Genomic DNA, 15,980 nt, shown 5'->3' on the forward strand with positions numbered 1-15,980 from the left:
TCGTCGCACCCGCAGGGGGTTCGGCGCGGCCCGGAAACAAAGCGCGGGCATGGTTTTCGCTCAGGGCGTCATCCGCGGTGTCGAATTATGCGCGCTCGCTATATAGCGAATTATGCGCACTCGCTATACGGAATGAAAACTCTCGGATTCCGGGTAGCTTTCCGCGAATTCGATGAAGTTCTGCACCACCGTTTCATTCCAGCGTTGCACGGTGCGTTTCATCAGCAGTCCGGGCAGCGGCAGGCGGGAATGCAACTCGGAGTGGTACCAGACGTCGGCGCCTTCCGCGCCCTCGGAGACCTCGAACCAGCCGCCGCCGCCGATGCCGCGCGAGCTGTCCACGACCTGCCAGGACGAGCGGTTCTCGGTCCATTCGTATTCCAGCACCTGCAAATCGGAGCTGCCGAGCACGTCGGCGGTGACGTAAACGCGATGCGGCCTGCCGTATTCGTCGCGAGTGGCCACGCGCGCGTCCTGATACATCGACCATTCCGGGAGCATTTCGATCGCCGCCAAAGCGTCGAGAACGTGAGCCGGACTTGCCTCGACGGTGAAGCGGATATCGGTTTTCGTGCGCATGCCTGTACCTCCGCCCCCCGGTGGATCAACTCGCCGATTCTGCACAGCGCTCTTCCCATCCGTCAACAACGAGGTCTATGGTGCGCGCTGCTACTGGCGAGTAGATATCTGCGGGGGCCGGAACGACTTTCGCGTCGGCCGTGGCAGCGGGTATTGAAACGCTATTCGCGGTGGTCGGGTCGGCGACCCGCCGGGAATCGGCGGGCCTGTTCGTCCTTTTCGAGGGGCGGCGCGGTTCAGGCGCCTTGACGCGCGATCACTCGGGATGTTCGATCGTCGCGTCCGGTCCCGGATACACCAGGGATTCGTGTCCGTCCGTGAAGCGAACCACGTAGGGCGGTCCGCCGTCCGATCCGCGGACCTCGATGATCTCGCCTTGGCGATCACCTTGCCCCACCACGTGGCCGTGCACGTGCAGCCGGTCTCCAACGTTCGCCATCATCGGTCCATTATCCGATGGGCGTGACGCGTGTCACAAGGTTCCGGCGAATTCGGGCGCGTCAGTCGCGGACGAGTCGTTCGACCGCCGTCTCGATCAAATGCATGCTCTGTTCCTCGGAGAAGATGTCGGGCAGCGTCATGCGGTCCACGATCAGCCAGTTCAGCGCGAGATAGAGCAGGCGGACGGCGTCGGCGTCGCCGGGCTGGCCCGATTCCAGGTGGGTGCGCACGTTGAAGTCGAGGTCCTCGCGCACCCGTTCGGTGAGTACCGCGCGCAGTTCGGGTCGCCGGGTGGCCTCCAAGCGCAGTTCCAGCATGGCGAGATAGCCGGTGCGGAACGCCTCGATGCGCGCGACGATGTCTTTCATCAGCTCGGTGATGTTGGCTCGGGTGCGCGGACCATCGGTCACCTTGGCCATGGTCTCGTCGCTCGGTTGCAGCCGCTCGTAGAAGCGGCTGCCCACCTGGGTCAGCAGATCGTCGCGGTTGGCGAAGTAGTTCGACGCCGTGCCCGCCGGGACCCCGGCCCGTTTGTCCACCGCGCGGAAGGTGAGGCCGCGCGCGCCCTCGTCCGCGAGCACCTCGATCGCCGCGTCGATGAGCGCCTGCCGCCGTTCCGGGTTCGTCCGCATATTGACACCACTCCGTCTGTAGTACTACAGTTCAAATCACTACAGACAGAGTACAACACGACGGGTGGTCTCCGAATGCGAAAGCTTGTGTATTACGTCGGCGTGTCCCTCGACGGCTACATCGCGGGTCCCGGCGGCGAGTTCGACTTCTATCCGCTCGCCGACGACATGTCCGCCTGGGTGAACGCGCACTATCCGGAGCCGATGCCCACCCAAATCCGACCGCTGGTGGGGATGCCGGTGGAGACGCCGAACAAGAACTGGGACACGGTTCTGATGGGGCGCGCCACCTACGAAGCCGGTGAGGTGACCAGCCCATTTACGCACTTGAAGCAGTACGTCATCTCCAACACGTTCGATCCGAACAGCGACCCGGCCGTCGAAGTGGTGGCGGGCGACGCGGTCGACCTGGTGCGGAAGCTGATGCAGGCGGACGGCCTCGACATCTGGCTCTGCGGTGGCGGCAACCTCGCGGCCCAGCTGGCCTGCGAGATCGACGAACTGATCATCAAGAGCTACCCGGTCGTCGCGGGCAGCGGCATCCCGGCCTTCGCCGGTGCCTTCACCCCGACACTGTTCACCCCGACCCGGCGGATGGAATTCAGCAACAACGCCCAGGTGACGTGGTACAGCCGCGCCTGAAGCCGACCGAACCCTCCCCAGAAAGCAGGATCCCCATGCGAAAGCTCGTCTACTTCGTCGGCATGTCCCTCGACGGCTACATCGCCGGTCCGGACGGCGGCATCGAATTCTTCCCCTTGGCGCAGGACTTCGCCGAATGGCTCGGCGCCGAGTACCCGGAGACCCTACCGACGCATGCGCGTCCGCACTTCGATGTCGCGGCCGACGCGCCGTGCAAGAACTTCGACAGTCTGGTGATGGGTCGCGGCACCTACGAACCCGCCTTGCGGGTCGGCATCACCAGTCCCTACTCGCACATGCGGCAGTACGTCGTGTCCGGCACTCTCGGCCGGATCGATGACCCCACGGTCGAGCTGGTCGACGGCGATCCGGTCGATCTGGTCCGCCGGTTGAAGCAGGAGGACGGCATGGACATCTGGCTGGCCGGTGGCGGCAAGCTCGCGGGCGCGCTTCTCGAGGAGATCGACGAACTGATCATCAAGAGCTACCCGGTCACGGCAGGCGCGGGCGTCCGCGCGTTCGACGGTCCGTTCCGGCCGACGCTGTTCGCCCCGACCCGGCGTCATGAGTTCGGCAACGGCACCCAGGTCACCTGGTTGACCAGGGCGTGACAGTCAGGCAGCGGTGAGGAACGACAGCCGGACCTGGCGATCGGGGTTGTCCACGTTCAGATCGACCATGGCGATCGACTGCCAGGTGCCGAGCATCAACTTCCCGCCGACGACCGGCACCGTGGCATAGGGCGCGATCATCGCGGGCATGACGTGCGAGCGCCCGTGCCCGCGCGAGCCGTGCGCGTGCCGCCACCGGTCGTCGGCGGGCAGCAGGTCGCGCAGCGCGGCGAGCAGGTCGTCGTCGCTGCCGGCGCCCAGTTCGATGATGGCGATACCGGCCGTGGCGTGCGGTACGAAGACGTGCAGCAGCCCGTCGCCGCCTGCCGATCCGGCGAACTCCGCGCACTGCGGCGTGATGTCGTGCACCACCTCGCGGCGGCCCGTGGTGACCGCGATCAGTGAGCTCTTCATGGCCCCATCATTCCCGGTTCGCGGTGCCGCGCGGATGATCATTCGAGAGTTCCTGCGCGTGTGTGCTTTTGCACAGCTCGGGGAGGTAGCGACAAATCCCGTGGACGGCGGCCGGTACTCTTGGTGGCTGTTACCAGCTGATTGTCGATCTTGGAGGACCCTGTCGTGGCTCTCGTTGTTCAGAAGTACGGAGGATCCTCGGTCGCTACCGCCGAGCGTATCCGGCGCGTCGCTGAACGGATCGTCGAGACCAAGAAGCAAGGCCACGACGTGGTGGTCGTCTGCTCGGCGATGGGTGACACGACCGACGAACTCCTCGACCTCGCCCAGCAGGTGGCGCCCGCGCCGCCCGCGCGTGAGATGGACATGCTGCTCACCTCCGGCGAGCGCATCTCCAACGCGCTCGTCGCCATGGCGATCCACTCGCTCGGCGCGGAGGCGCGTTCGTTCACCGGCTCGCAGGCGGGTGTGATCACCACCGGCGCGCACGGCAACGCGAAGATCATCGACGTCACCCCGAGCCGCCTGCGCGAAGCCCTCGACGAGGGCACCATCGTGCTGGTCGCGGGTTTCCAGGGCGTCAGCCAGGACAGCAAGGACGTCACCACGCTCGGTCGCGGCGGCTCCGACACCACCGCGGTCGCGCTGGCCGCGGCGCTGGACGCCGACGTCTGCGAGATCTACACCGACGTGGACGGCGTCTTCACCGCCGACCCGCGCATCGTCTCCGACGCGCAGCGGCTCGAGCAGGTCTCCTACGAGGAGATGTTGGAGATGGCGGCCTGCGGCTCCAAAGTGCTGATGCTGCGCTGCGTCGAGTACGCGCGCCGCTACAACGTGCCCGTGCATGTGCGCTCGTCCTACACCGACAAGCAGGGCACCTACGTTTACGGATCGATGGAGGACATCCCCTTGGAGAAAGCAATCCTCACTGGCGTCGCGCACGACCGCAGCGAGGCCAAGGTGACCGTGGTCGGGCTGTCGGACGAACCGGGATTCGCCGCCAAGGTGTTCCGTGCCATCGCCGACGCCGAGATCAACATCGACATGGTCCTGCAGAACATCTCCAAGGTGGAGACCGGCAAGACCGACATCACTTTCACGCTGCCCAAGACCGAGGGCGCGCGCGCCGTGGAGATGCTGACCAAGCGCCAGGGCGAGATCGGCTTCTCCCAGGTCCTCTACGACGACCACATCGGCAAGGTGTCGCTGGTCGGCGCGGGCATGAAGAGCCACCCGGGCGTCACCGCGACGTTCTGCGAGGCGCTGGCCGAGGCGGGCATCAACATCGACCTGATCTCCACCTCCGAGATCCGTATCTCGGTCCTGGTCAAGGACACCGAGCTGGACGACGCCGTGAAGGTGCTGCACCGCGCCTTCGACCTCGGCGGCGACGAGGTGGCCGTGGTGCACGCCGGAACGGGGCGATAAGCGTTATGGGTATTCGAGTAGGAGTCGTCGGCGCGACCGGACAGGTCGGCGCCGTCATGCGCAAGCTGCTGGAGGAGCGTGACTTCCCGGCCGACGAGGTGCGGTTCTTCGCGTCCGCGCGCTCGGCGGGCAAGAAGCTGCCGTGGCGCGGCGGCGAGATCGTGGTCGAGGACACCGAGACCGCCGATCCGTCCGGCCTGGACATCGCGCTGTTCTCCGCGGGCGCCACCATGTCCCGGGTGCAGGCCCCTCGGTTCGCGGCGGCGGGCGTCACCGTCATCGACAACTCGTCGGCCTGGCGCAAGGACCCCGAGGTTCCGCTGGTGGTCAGCGAGGTCAACCCGGAGCAGACCCGCAATCTGGTCAAGGGCATCATCGCCAACCCGAACTGCACCACCATGGCCGCGATGCCGGTGCTCAAGCCGCTGCACGACGAGGCGGGCCTGACCAGGCTGGTCGTCTCCAGCTACCAGGCGGTCTCCGGTTCCGGTCTGGCCGGTGTCGACGAGCTGGCCTCGCAGGTGCGCGCGGTGATCGACGACGCAGAGAAGCTGGTGCACGACGGCGGCGCCGTGGCGTTCCCCGCGCCGAACAAGTACGTCGCGCCGATCGCCTTCGACGTGATCCCGCTGGCCGGTTCGCTGGTCGACGACGAGTCCGGCGAGACCGACGAGGATCAGAAGCTGCGCAACGAGAGCCGCAAGATTCTCGGCATCCCCGAGCTGCTGGTGAGCGGCACCTGCGTGCGGGTTCCGGTCTTCACCGGGCACTCGCTGTCCATCAACGCCGAGTTCGCCAACCCGCTGTCGGTGGCGCGGGCCAAGGAGCTGCTGGCAGGCGCGCCCGGTGTGAAGCTGGTCGACGTGCCGACGCCGCTGCAGGCCGCGGGCGCCGACGAGTCGCTGGTCGGTCGCATCCGCCAGGATCCCGGTGTGCCGGACGGTCGCGGTCTCGCGCTGTTCGTCTCCGGTGACAACCTGCGCAAGGGCGCGGCGCTCAACACCATTCAGATCGCCGAGGTGCTGCTCAGCGACCGCTGAGCCACGCGATTGCCGACGGGTCGGTCCGAGCCACGGGGTTCGGCCCGGCCCGTTGTCGTTTCGGCCGGGGTCGGGGCTGGCACAATCGCTTCGGTAATCGAGTTCGGCGTGGAGAGGTGTGGCCGGTGGGTTCGTATGTCGCCGTGCACATCGCGGACTGGCCGCGGCTGGCGCGGACGGTGACCGAGCGGGCGCCGCGCCGGTTCGCCGACCTGGACTGGCCCGACGAAGACCATCGCCAGCGATATCCGATCGGCCTGCGCTGGCTCGACAGCGCCGAGCACTGGATCGCCGAGTACCGTTTCCACGCCTACAGTTCCGCCGCGCTGCACTCCGAATTCGAAGCGGTCTGGCGCGACGCCCGCCTGTTCGTGCCGTGGGACGCGCCGACCGAAACGGCCGAGCTGATCGCCGACACCGACCTGTTCCTGCGCGGCCTCTACGGCGCCGACCTCCCCGTCGAACCCGCCGCCCACCACCCGTGGCGCCCACACAGCGACACCATCCAGCCCACCACCTGGCTCGCCCACTCCCCGGCCCACCTGGCCACCCTCGCCAACCTCTGGGGCCGCATCGCCCCCCGCATCCCCGACCTGCACCCCCACCTGGAACGCGAAACCACCAACCGCCACCGCATCACCAACCCCGCCGCCTTCGAACGCCTCCTCCGCGACTGGGGCGAGGTGGTCCACGAAGCCGACACCCGCCGCTGGGGCATGCTCGTCGACATGTGGTGAGCCGACGCGGCGTGAGCTCAGCGGATGCCAGGCGTGCGGGGATCGTGCCCGACGCAGACGAGGACGAAGCAGCCGGGGGCGATGTCGGCGAAGGGCGGGGTGAGCTGGTAGTTCAGGCAGGCGACAACGTTGCAGCCCGGGTAGGCGGCGGGGCCGATGCCGAAGACGGCGAGCAGGAGATTGGCGTCGACGAAGCGGCGCGGATCCAGCCGGATCGGCGGCTCGACGTACGGGCCGGGATCGGGGTACGGGTTGTCGGGCATGGCGGCGAAGAGTCTGCGGAAGAACTCGTGCGGCAGCTCGGCCGTGTTCTGCACGATGCCGGAGACGCCGTACTTGCTGACGTTGCCGAAGACGCCGGTCCACATCACCATCAGATCGAGGCTCGGGAAGACGAAGACGTTCTGTAGACCGAGCCCCGCCATCATGTACATATCGCGCGGCAGGGACGGGGCCGCCTCCGCGCAGCCGGGGCCGAGCCAGAAGAGGTACCCGTAGCAGCGGTTCGTCTGCGACGGCGTCAGCGCCATCGACATATACCGCTGCGACACGAGTTGCTCTGCGCCCCAGCGCCCTTGATTGCTCACCAGCAAGCCGAGCTTGGCGAAATCGTCCGGCGGGATCATCAGATGCGCGTAGCCGTAGGTGTTTCCGGCGCGATCCTTCGCCCAGTAGTAGTCACCGCGCGGGATACCGAGCGGATCGAACAACTCTCGCTGTGCGAACTGCTGGAACGGCTCGCCGACCGCGAGTTCGATGACGAATGTCAGCAGGTCGACGTTGCGCTGGCTGTAGCTGAAGGCGGTGCCCGGCGGATTGTCCAGCGGCACACCGAGCGCCTGCACGGCGCTGTGTGGATCGATGGGGACAACTCCGGTGATGCCCTCGGTGAGCACGCCCACCGTCATGCCGGAGGTCTCGGTGAGCAGGTCCTCGACCCGGATGGCGCGGTGCGCGGGGTCGCCGAGACCGGCGGGCAGGTACTTGTCGATCGGTGCGTCCAGGTCGAGCAGCCCGCGGTCCCAGGCGATGCCGGCGATCAACGAGACGACACTCTTGGTGCCGCTCCAGATGTTCCACGCGACGCGCCCGCTCTTCGCGTTGTTCAGCCCCTCGCCGACCAGGCAGTTGTGCCGAAAGACCTGGACGTTGAAGCGGTTTCGGGCCGTGACGAACTCCAGTGCTGCGTCGAGCAGTTCGGCGTCGAACCCGGCTTGTTCCGGAGTCGCGCGTCGCGGCTCCCGACCGGAGCTGACCTCGCAGCGAACCTGTTTCGTGGTAGCGGCCGGAGCCGCATGGGCCGTCGCGCCCACAAGACATCCCGCGACCAGCGAAACCGCCGCGATTCCGGCGAGGAATCCACAGAAACGCCCCATGGAATGAGGCTATCGTCCCTGGCCCGCGCAAACCGGCCAATAGGCGGCGGCGCGCGGCACGAAAATCGCGGCGGCTCAGCGTGCCCGGCGCCGCACCGCGTAGAGCGCGGCGCCGAGCGCCAAGACGACGAGTCCGACGAGCACCGACGCGGTCGGCAGAGCGGCCGCGACGACAACGCAGCCGAACGCGCCCAGCACCGGAATCCACCGGGCGGGCCGGTCCTCGGCCGCCGTCAGCGTGCCCGCCGAGACATTCGCCACGAGGTAGTAGATCAGCACAGTGAAAGACGAGAACCCAATGGCCGCACGCAGATCGAAGCTCGCCGCGACAACGGCGACCACCGCGCCGACGACGAGCTCGGCCCGGTGCGGCACACCGAAGCGGGGATGCACCGCGGCGAGCGCGTGCGGCAGGTAGCGGTCACGTGCCATGGCGAGTGTCGTGCGCGAGACGCCGAGAATCAGCGCGAGCAGCGAGCCCGCCGCCGCGACCACCGCGCCGATCCGCACCACGGGCGCCAGCGCGGGAGCGCCCGCTTCCGAAACCACCCGTGCCAAGGGGTCTATCGCGCCGGCCAAGCCGGACGAGCCGAGCACGGCGAGTGCGGCGGCCGCGACAACGGCGTAGACCGCGAGCGCGACGGCCAGCGCGATCATGATGGCGCGCGGAATGGTGCGCCGCGGCTCGCGCACCTCCTCCCCGAGCGTGGCGACCCGCGCGTAACCGGCGAACGCGAAGAACAGCAGCCCGGCCGCCTCCAACACGCCGCGCGGACCGATCCGGTCCGGCAGCGCCGCCGCGGCGGTGTGCGCCCCCGTCAGTCCGACGACCGCCACCATCGCGAGCACCGCGAGCACGATCGCGACGATGATCCGGGTGGCCAGCGCGGACTTCTGCACGCCGGTGTAGTTGATCGCGGTGATGGCGAGGACCGTCGCGACGGCGACCGGCTTGGCGTGCTCGGGCCACGCGTAGTGCCCGACGGTCAGTGCCATCGCGGCGCACGAGGCCGTCTTGCCCGCCACGAATCCCCACCCGGCCAGGTATCCCCAGAACGGGCCGAGCCGTTCCCTGCCGTACACGTACGTGCCGCCCGACACCGGATAGCGCGCCGCGAGCCGTGCCGAGGACGTCGCGTTGCAGTACGCGAGCAGCGCGGCGATGGCCAGCGCGAGCAGCAGCCAGGAGCCGGCGGCCGCCGCTGCGGGTGCGAGCGCGGCGAAGATTCCGGCGCCGAGCATCGCGCCGAGACCGATCAGAACCGAGTCGGCCAGTCCCAGCCTTCGGTGCAGTGCCGCGTCGCGTGAGGTCATGGCAGCATCTTGGACCACTTCGGTGAACGCGAACCCAAGCCTTCGCGGCGGTCACGCGCGGGTCGTGTCCGCTGACGCCCGATATGCGAAACGCCGCCAGGTCGGGGGGTAACCTGGCGGCGCCGCGACGAGTAGCGGGACGCCACGCCAGCATCCCGACTCGGGTGTCGACGTCCCACAAGCGCCTCTCGGCGAGTGGTCGCTCGAAGCGACGAAGGGTGCGGCCCGGGGCTGTCCGGACGCCGACGGTGAGCTACAACCGGCACAAGGATGGAACTATTCCAGCGCCCAAATGTGTTGTGCGTCACGTTCGGTGCGCGGCGGGACGCGACCGGAGGACGCGAGGATTCCGGACGGCGACCGTTTAGGATCAGCGGGGTATTCGTGTGCTCGAACGGGGGAATCGCCGTGACCGATGATCCGGTGCTGGTCGAAATGCTTGCCGCGCTGGACCGTAGTCCCGATGTGCTCGCGCTGCGGTTGCGGGTCATCGAACTGCTCGCCGAACGTGGCCGTCATGCCGAGGCGCTCGCGCAGTGCGGGGCCGCGCTGACCCAGGAGCCCGGCAACGCGCGGGCGGTGGAGTTGCTGCAACAGTGCACCGCCGCGCTCGCGGGTGGTGCCGCGGTCACACCTGCTTCCGCCGACGTCGCATCAGGGTCAGCGGGGTCTCCTTCCGCCGCGTCCTCTTTCGATGAGACTGATGCCGCTGCGCCGGGCGCGACACGCACCGCTGGCCACAACGCCGCCTCACCCGCTTTCGGTGGGCCTGCTGACGCGGCACCGGGCGCGGCGGAGGCGACCGATCCCGATGTTGCTGTAACCGATGGCATTTCGGGTGACGCAGCACCCGCCGGGCCACTTGCCGACGGGCAAGCGTCGAACGTCGAACCTGCTCCGCCGTCGAACCCCGAATCGGTCGCGGCTTACGACTGGGACGCCGCCGAGGACCAGGTCTCCGACATCATCGCCCCCGCCTTCATCGATCCAGGCCCTGCGGAATACGCCGCGTCCTCGGACGCGGGCTTGTTCTCCCGCACCAGGGTGACGCTCGCCGACGTCGGCGGCATGGACGAGGTCAAGCGTCAGCTCGACCTCACCCTGCTCGGCCCGCTGCGAAACCCCGAGCTGGCCAAGGCATTCGGCACTTCCGCGCGCGGCGGCCTGCTGCTGTACGGCCCGCCCGGCTGCGGCAAGACCTTCATCGCCTCGGCGGTGGCGGGCGAGCTCGGCGCGAACTTCTATCCGATCGAGATCGCCGACATCCTCGACATCTACACCGGCTCCAGCGAACGCAACCTGCACAGCGTCTTCGAGGTGGCCAGGCGCAACGCGCCGTGCGTGCTCTTCCTCGACGAGGTGGACGCGCTCGGCCACAAGCGCAGCCAGATGTCGGGCAACTCGGCCATGCGCACCGTGGTGAATCAGCTGCTGAACGAGATGGATTCGGCCACCGTCGACAACGAGGGCGTCTACATCCTCGGCGCGACCAACCACCCGTGGGACATCGACGTCGCGCTGCGCAGGCCGGGCCGCTTCGATCGGATGATCCTGGTCGCGCTGCCGGATCCCGCGGCGCGCAAGGCGATTCTGCACTACCACCTGCGGGAGCGTCCGGTGGCGGGCATCGATCTCGGCGCGATCGCCGCGCGCACCGAAGGGTTCTCCGGCGCCGACCTCGCGCACGTGTGCACCTCGGCCACCCAGCTGGCCATGGCGGAATCGATCCGTACCGGCACCGTCCGCCCGATCGGCATGGCCGACCTGGAGGCCGCGATGGCCCAGATCAAGCCGAGTGCGGGCGCCTGGTTCGAATCGGCGCGCAACGTGGTCGAATTCGCCAACGGCGACGGCAGCTACGACGAGCTCGCGATGTACATGAAGCGGATGAAGATGCGCTGAAAAGTCCTGCGGAATGACTAGTTTCGCGCACGACGAGGTCGCGCGGGCGAAGGTGCTCATCGACCTCGGCCGGATCGAAGCCGCGCAGGCGAAGCTCGGCGCGGTGCTTGCTGGCGAACCCGACAATGCCGACGCGCTGATGTTGATGGGTTACGCCTGGTTTCGCACCGGCGAGTACGAGAAGTCCATCGGCTACAGCGCCGCCGCGTTGGCCGCGTTCCCCGACTACCAGTCCGCGCTGCGGGTGCTCGCGCTGGCCGAGCAGGAGCTGGCGCACCTGTCCGAGCACGACTCGGCGGAACAGCAGCGGCACTACGCCCGCGCGCTCGCCGCGGCCACCCGCAGCACGGAACTCGACCCGGAGTACGTCGAGAACCTGCGCCTGCTCGCGGGAGTTCAGTCGGTGACGGACCCGGTCGCGGCGCTGGCGACCATCGACCGGGCGATCGAGATCGACCCCGCCCACGCCGACCTGCACCGCGTCCGCGGTTCGATCCTGCGGCGCGGCGGCTGGTCCGCGGCCGACGCGGAAGCGGCGCTGCGCGAGGCGCTTCGGCGGCAACCCGAGCACGTCGACGCCACCCAGGAACTCGCGCTGCTCGACCTGGATCGCGGGGACCGGGAAGCGGGGGAGCGGGGTCTGCGCCTTGTCGCGCAATGGGATCCGAGCCGCGCCGACTTCGTGCGCGCCACCCTCGCCGCCGTCGACGAGGAGGCTCGCCGCGAGCCGGCACCGGTGTCCGCGTCCATGCCGCCGCCACCGGAAGCGCGATACCTGCCGGAGACGCCGCGGTCCAACTGGCGGGTCTGGGTGTCGCTGGTGTTCGGCGCCTTCCTGGTGCTCCGGCTGATCTTCGCCGCGGCGGGCTCCAACCCCGAAACGGAACCGTCGCGCTGGTCGCCGACACGTCAGGTGCCGACCTACCGCGTACCGCCGAACATTCCCACGCCCTACTTCCCGCCGACCCTCCGCCCGTGGCCGTCGGGCTTCCCGCCGACCGTTCGCCCCTGGCCCTCGGGCTTTCCCCGGCCCGGTGTCACGCCGCCCCGAGCGCCGTCTCCGACGATCGCGGTCCCGCCCCGCGTGCCCTGAGCGGATTGGCGAACTCAACGCCTCGACCCGCCGGTTCGCGCGGCGTCAGGGAGCCGAAGCCCCGACGGTCGCGAACAGCGCCCGAAGTGTCGCGGCGACCTGCGCGACCGCACGCTCGACCGGGCCGAGCGGCTGGAAGAGGTGGCTGAGGGTGAGCCGGATGACGATTTCCGTGCGCGCGGCGAGCTCGTCGTCGGACAGGTAGGTGAGCCCGTACCGCGCCCGCACCGCCGCGCCGACCGCGTCGAGCGCCCGGCCGAGTACCGGCTCGGGGTCGGTCATCAGCGTGGGCAGCAGTTCCACGTTGGCGGGCGAGCGCCCGGACAGCACGGCCTTGAGCAATTCGTTGTCGGACCCGGTGCGCAGCGTGAAGTCGACCGCGGCGTTCAGTCCCGCGATCACGTCCTCCGGGTGCTCGGCGAGGCTGCCCGCGATGCCGATCAGGAAGCTCTCGAGCTCCGCCCGGATGACCAGGTCGGCGAGCTCCTGCTTGGTGCCGATCTCCTTGTAGAGCACCGGGCGGCTGACGCCGACCTCCTTGGCCACCCGCGACATGTTCACCGCGCCCCACCCCTCGGTGCAGACCAGCTCGCGCGCGGTCTCGATGACCCGTTCGCGCAGCAGTAACCGCATCTGGGAGTGAAATCTCGGCGCTTCGGGCACGGCACCCATCGTACACAGCACCCTATTTTGTCCGATTCATTGACACTTCGCGGCGAAGTGTATTTCAATTGGACACAGCGGCATCTTTTGTAAAGTGCGCCACGTCACACAAGATCGTTCGAGGAGACGAAGAATGACGACATCGCGATCGGAAGCGCCGACGCCTGCGCTGCAATGGACGGACCGCAAGCGGTACCTGTGGCTGTTCGGCCTGGTGGCGCCAACGGCCGTTTTCCTCGCGGCGTGGTTGGTCTGGATGTTCAACCAGTTCGGGTTGCAGCAAATCGCGCCGGTGTGGTGGTGGATCGGCCCGCTGCTGGTCTACGTGTTGCTGCCGCTGCTGGACCGCTTCTTCGGCCCCGATGGACAGAACCCGCCCGAGGAGGTGATGGAGCAGCTGGAGAACGACAAGTACTACCGGTACTGCACCTACGCCTACATCCCGCTGCAACTGCTGAGCCTGGTTTTCGCCTGCTACCTGTGGACGGCGACGGACCTGTCCTGGCTCGGCATCGACGGCGGACTCGGTCTGATCTCCAAGATCGGCCTCGCGTTGAGCATCGGCACGATGGGCGGCGTCGGCATCAACACCGCGCACGAACTGGGCCACAAGAAGGACGAGCTGGAGCGCTGGCTGTCCAAGATCACCCTGGCCCAGACCTTCTACGGCCACTTCTACATCGAGCACAACCGCGGCCACCACGTGCGCGTCGCGACCCCCGAGGACCCGGCGAGCGCCCGGTTCGGCGAGACGTTCTGGGCCTTCCTGCCGCGCAGCGTGTGGGGCAGCCTGCGCTCGTCGTGGGAGTTGGAGAAGACTCGTTTGGCGCGAATGGGCAAGAGCCCGTGGACGATCCACAACGATGTGCTCAACGCCTGGTTGATGTCGGCGGTGCTGTGGGGCGCGCTGGTCGCGGTGTTCGGCCCGTTCGTGTTGCCGTTCCTGATCATTCAGGCCGTCTACGGCTTCTCCCTGCTGGAGACCGTGAACTACCTGGAGCACTACGGCCTGCTGCGGCAGCGGACCGCGGGCGGTCGCTATGAGCGCTGCACGCCGGAGCACAGCTGGAACTCCGACCACATCGTCACCAACATCTTCCTGTACCACCTGCAGCGCCACAGCGACCATCACGCCAACCCGACTCGGCGGTACCAGACCCTGCGCAGCATGGACGGCGCCCCGAACCTGCCGAGCGGCTACGCCAGCATGATCACCCTGGCCTACCTGCCGCCGCTGTGGCGCAAGGTGATGGACGACCGGGTGCTCGCGCACTACGGCGGCGACATCACCCGGGTGAATATCCAGCCGAGCAAGCGCGAGAGCGTGCTGGCGAAGTACGGGGTGCGGTGATGGCCGTCTACCGCTGCCCGATCTGCGACTACACCTACGACGAGAGCGCGGGCGCGCCACGCGAGGGCTTCCCGCCGGGCACGCCGTGGTCCGCGGTGCCCGAGGACTGGTGCTGCCCCGACTGCGGCGTCCGCGAAAAGCTCGACTTCGAAAACGCTTCCCTCACAACAGGAGACATGCGATGAACACCGATTACAAACTCTTCCAGTGCGTCCAGTGCGGCTTCGAATACGACGAAGCGCTCGGCTGGCCCGAAGACGGCATCGAGCCGGGCACCCGCTGGGACGACATTCCCGACGACTGGTCCTGCCCCGACTGCGGTGCGGCCAAGGCCGATTTCGAGATGGTGGAGGTCAGTCGCGCATGACCGAAAAGATCGTGATCGTCGGCGCGGGCGTCGCCGGAGCGACGGCGGCGAAGACTCTGCGCGCCGAAGGGTTTTCGGGCCGCATCGTCCTGATCGGCGCCGAGGACGCCTTGCCGTACCGGCGTCCCATGGTCTCGAAGGAACTGCTCGCGGGCACCGCGGTCGAGCGCAGGGCGCTGCTCGAGTCGCCGGAATCCTGGCGCGACAAGGGCATCGAGCTGTGCACCGGCGTCACGGTCGAAGACATCGACACCGAGCGTGGACTCGTGCGGCTGGCCGGTGGCGAAGCGCTCGGCTACGACCGCTTGCTGCTGGCGACCGGCGCCCGCGCCCGCACCCTGCCCGCACCGCAGCGCAATGTGCACACCCTGCGCGGCGCCGCTGACATCGAACCGCTGCGCGCGGCGATCGACGCGGGCAAATCGCTGTTGATCGTCGGCGGCGGTCTGATCGGCTGCGAGGTCGCGGCGACGGCGCGTTCGCTGGGCGCCGAGGTGAGCGTGGTGCACGCCGGTTCGGCACCGCTCGATCGCGTCGCACCACCCTCGGTGGGCTCGTTCTATCGAAAGCTGCACGCCGACAACGGCGTCGAGATCGTGGACGACGTGCGGCTGACCCGCGTCGAGGGTCACGAGGACGGCGTGACGGCGACCGCGCACGACGGTCGCGAGTGGACGGCGGGCGTGGCGCTCGTCGCCATCGGCTCGGTCCCCGACACGGCTCTCGCCGAGGCGGCGGGGCTGTCGGTCGACGACGGCATCCTCGTCGACGAGCACTACCGCACCTCCGCGCCGGAGATCTACGCCGCGGGTGACGCGGCCAAGCGCTTCGATCCCGAGTTCGGTACCCATGAGCGCACCGAACACTGGAACAGCGCGCTGGCGCAGGGCGCGGCCGCCGCGAAGTCGATGCTCGGCAAACCCGCTGTCCGCCAAGATGTCTCGTGGGGCTGGTCAACCCAGTACGGTCTGAACCTCCAGTTCGCCGGACGCCTGCGACACGACGACGACTTCGTGCTGCGCGGCACGCTCGCCGAGCCCAACTTCACCGTCCTCGCCCTTCGCCACCGCCGCCTGGTCGGCGCGGTCGCCATCGCCCGCCCCTCGGACATCCGCGCCGCCCGCGAGCTGATCGCCCAAGGAGTGATCCTCGACCCGGTCAAATGCTCCGACGAATCCGTAGACCTGACCACCCTCGCCACCCACCACCGCCCCCTCACCGAGCGCTGAGCCATCCACCCGCGCGCGCCTATTCCGACCGAAGGTGACCACCAGTGACCCCGTCCGACTGGCGGCCACCTTCTTTCGCTCCACCCCCGCGCGCGCCTATTCCGACTGAAGGTGACCACCAGCGGCCCCCTCCGACTGGCGGCCACCTTCTAGCGATC

At 68.3% G+C, this 15,980-nt stretch carries 18 protein-coding genes; 11 read left to right on the forward strand and 7 right to left on the reverse strand.

From position 1 onward, the window contains the following. Positions 1-123 precede the first annotated feature (123 nt). The 3 genes from CRP45_RS27575 to CRP45_RS27585 all read right to left on the reverse strand — a co-directional run bounded on the left by CRP45_RS27575 (position 124) and on the right by CRP45_RS27585 (position 1,652). The gene (locus CRP45_RS27575; protein WP_097247671.1) at positions 124-579 is read right to left on the reverse strand and encodes an SRPBCC family protein; all 456 of its coding nucleotides are present in this window, start codon (positions 577-579) and stop codon (positions 124-126) included. Between the two features lie 256 nt (positions 580-835). After that, positions 836-1,021 carry a DUF1918 domain-containing protein gene (locus CRP45_RS27580; RefSeq protein WP_067790338.1) on the reverse strand — a complete coding sequence of 62 codons (186 nt, stop codon included), beginning with the start codon at positions 1,019-1,021 and terminating at the stop codon, positions 836-838. A gap of 58 nt (positions 1,022-1,079) precedes the next feature. Further along, complete coding sequence (locus tag CRP45_RS27585) at positions 1,080-1,652, reverse strand: TetR/AcrR family transcriptional regulator (protein ID WP_097247672.1); 573 nt, start codon at positions 1,650-1,652, stop codon at positions 1,080-1,082. Between the two features lie 75 nt (positions 1,653-1,727). Between CRP45_RS27585 and CRP45_RS27590 the strand changes: the two genes are divergently transcribed. Both CRP45_RS27590 and CRP45_RS27595 read left to right on the forward strand, forming a co-directional pair. After that, positions 1,728-2,294, forward strand: coding sequence for a dihydrofolate reductase family protein (locus CRP45_RS27590; RefSeq protein WP_097247673.1), 567 nt, complete (start codon positions 1,728-1,730; stop codon positions 2,292-2,294). 35 nt (positions 2,295-2,329) lie between these two features. Further along, positions 2,330-2,905, forward strand: a complete 576-nt coding sequence (locus tag CRP45_RS27595) for a dihydrofolate reductase family protein (RefSeq protein ID WP_097247674.1) — start codon at positions 2,330-2,332, stop codon at positions 2,903-2,905. Between the two features lie 3 nt (positions 2,906-2,908). On the opposite strand, the gene CRP45_RS27600 is transcribed toward CRP45_RS27595, so the two are convergent. Further along, on the reverse strand, positions 2,909-3,319 hold the full coding sequence (locus CRP45_RS27600) for a secondary thiamine-phosphate synthase enzyme YjbQ (RefSeq protein WP_097247675.1): 411 nt from the start codon (positions 3,317-3,319) through the stop codon (positions 2,909-2,911). A 165-nt stretch (positions 3,320-3,484) separates the two neighbouring features. Here CRP45_RS27600 and CRP45_RS27605 point away from each other — a divergent pair, with 165 nt between their 5' ends. The 3 genes from CRP45_RS27605 to CRP45_RS27615 all read left to right on the forward strand — a co-directional run bounded on the left by CRP45_RS27605 (position 3,485) and on the right by CRP45_RS27615 (position 6,527). Further along, positions 3,485-4,750 (forward strand): aspartate kinase, encoded by a 1,266-nt coding sequence (locus CRP45_RS27605; RefSeq protein WP_097247676.1) that lies wholly within the window; start codon positions 3,485-3,487, stop codon positions 4,748-4,750. 5 nt (positions 4,751-4,755) lie between these two features. Beyond that, the gene (locus CRP45_RS27610; protein WP_067790303.1) at positions 4,756-5,790 is read left to right on the forward strand and encodes an aspartate-semialdehyde dehydrogenase; all 1,035 of its coding nucleotides are present in this window, start codon (positions 4,756-4,758) and stop codon (positions 5,788-5,790) included. A 125-nt stretch (positions 5,791-5,915) separates the two neighbouring features. Next, entirely contained in the window at positions 5,916-6,527 is a 612-nt protein-coding gene (locus CRP45_RS27615) for a hypothetical protein (protein WP_143861557.1), read from the forward strand. A gap of 17 nt (positions 6,528-6,544) precedes the next feature. Here CRP45_RS27615 and CRP45_RS27620 read toward each other — a convergent pair whose 3' ends face one another. Continuing rightward, complete coding sequence (locus tag CRP45_RS27620; RefSeq protein ID WP_097247678.1) at positions 6,545-7,903, reverse strand: serine hydrolase domain-containing protein; 1,359 nt, start codon at positions 7,901-7,903, stop codon at positions 6,545-6,547. A gap of 75 nt (positions 7,904-7,978) precedes the next feature. After that, a complete protein-coding gene (locus tag CRP45_RS27625) occupies positions 7,979-9,217 on the reverse strand; it encodes an APC family permease (protein WP_097247679.1) in 1,239 nt (412 codons plus the stop codon). Between the two features lie 435 nt (positions 9,218-9,652). Here CRP45_RS27625 and CRP45_RS27630 point away from each other — a divergent pair, with 435 nt between their 5' ends. Together CRP45_RS27630 and CRP45_RS27635 are read left to right on the forward strand one after the other, a co-directional pair. Further along, positions 9,653-11,119 carry an ATP-binding protein gene (locus tag CRP45_RS27630; protein ID WP_097247879.1) on the forward strand — a complete coding sequence of 489 codons (1,467 nt, stop codon included), beginning with the start codon at positions 9,653-9,655 and terminating at the stop codon, positions 11,117-11,119. A gap of 13 nt (positions 11,120-11,132) precedes the next feature. Further along, on the forward strand, positions 11,133-12,212 hold the full coding sequence (locus tag CRP45_RS27635; protein WP_097247680.1) for a tetratricopeptide repeat protein: 1,080 nt from the start codon (positions 11,133-11,135) through the stop codon (positions 12,210-12,212). 45 nt (positions 12,213-12,257) lie between these two features. On the opposite strand, the gene CRP45_RS27640 is transcribed toward CRP45_RS27635, so the two are convergent. Then, a complete protein-coding gene (locus CRP45_RS27640) occupies positions 12,258-12,875 on the reverse strand; it encodes a TetR/AcrR family transcriptional regulator (RefSeq protein ID WP_245910503.1) in 618 nt (205 codons plus the stop codon). A 133-nt stretch (positions 12,876-13,008) separates the two neighbouring features. Between CRP45_RS27640 and CRP45_RS27645 the strand changes: the two genes are divergently transcribed. The 4 genes from CRP45_RS27645 to CRP45_RS27660 are packed head-to-tail and all read left to right on the forward strand — an operon-like array spanning position 13,009 to position 15,822. Further along, on the forward strand, positions 13,009-14,226 hold the full coding sequence (locus CRP45_RS27645; RefSeq protein ID WP_097247681.1) for an alkane 1-monooxygenase: 1,218 nt from the start codon (positions 13,009-13,011) through the stop codon (positions 14,224-14,226). Beyond that, entirely contained in the window at positions 14,226-14,411 is a 186-nt protein-coding gene (locus CRP45_RS27650) for a rubredoxin (protein WP_097247682.1), read from the forward strand. Before CRP45_RS27645 ends, CRP45_RS27650 begins: the two co-directional genes overlap by 1 nt. After that, on the forward strand, positions 14,408-14,593 hold the full coding sequence (locus tag CRP45_RS27655) for a rubredoxin (protein WP_097247683.1): 186 nt from the start codon (positions 14,408-14,410) through the stop codon (positions 14,591-14,593). The genes CRP45_RS27650 and CRP45_RS27655 overlap by 4 nt, the downstream gene beginning before the upstream one ends. Continuing rightward, positions 14,590-15,822, forward strand: a complete 1,233-nt coding sequence (locus CRP45_RS27660) for an NAD(P)/FAD-dependent oxidoreductase (RefSeq protein ID WP_097247684.1) — start codon at positions 14,590-14,592, stop codon at positions 15,820-15,822. The genes CRP45_RS27655 and CRP45_RS27660 overlap by 4 nt, the downstream gene beginning before the upstream one ends. Positions 15,823-15,980: the final 158 nt, after the last annotated feature.

This window comes from Nocardia amikacinitolerans (genome assembly GCF_900215415.1).
GTDB lineage: Bacteria > Actinomycetota > Actinomycetes > Mycobacteriales > Mycobacteriaceae > Nocardia > Nocardia amikacinitolerans.